Below are 623 nucleotides of genomic sequence, written 5' to 3'. Positions count from 1 at the left end.
TTGCCGTCCAGGTTTCGGCCACCGATCCTGCCGGCCTTTCTGCCAGTGAGACCTTTAATATCGCCGTGACCACGACGTCCGCGACGGTGAGCCTGTTCACCGCATCGAACACCCCGACGCAGACCAGTTTGAATGATGGCTCCGCGCTCGAGGTCGGGGTGAAGTTCACCTCGTCCACTGCCGGCCAGATCACCGCGCTCAAGTTCTACCGCAGTCCCGGCGATACCGGCTCCGATCTTCTCGACCTGTGGACCTCGACCGGCACCAAGCTTGCCAGCGCCACCTTCACCAACACCACCGCAAGCGGCTGGCAGACCGTGACCTTGGCGACGCCAATCTCAATCACCGCCAACACCACCTATGTCGCGTCCTATCACACGAACGGCGCGTATGCAGCCACCAGCAATTTCTTCACCAACGCCGTATCGAGCGGCGCGCTGACGGCGCCCTCTTCCGCCTCGTCCGGCGGCAACGGGGTTTACTCCTATGGCGGCACCAGCACCGCCGGCATCTTCCCGACCAGCAGCTTCAGCGCGTCCAACTACTACGCCGACGTGGTGTTCTCGCCTGGCTCGACGACCGACACGCCGCCGGTGCTGGTGACCCAGACCCCCAACCAGAGT

1 protein-coding gene is annotated in these 623 nt (G+C 63.7%); it reads left to right on the top strand.

Features of this window, described 5'->3' with window-relative positions:
* Nucleotides 1–623 (top strand): DUF4082 domain-containing protein (locus CWO89_RS44990; RefSeq protein ID WP_130584473.1); only part of this gene is annotated, 623 nt, incomplete at both ends.

It is taken from the genome of Bradyrhizobium sp. Leo170, assembly GCF_004296405.1.
Taxonomy (GTDB): Bacteria; Pseudomonadota; Alphaproteobacteria; order Rhizobiales; family Xanthobacteraceae; genus Bradyrhizobium.
This window is presented reverse-complemented; position numbering and strand designations above follow the sequence as displayed.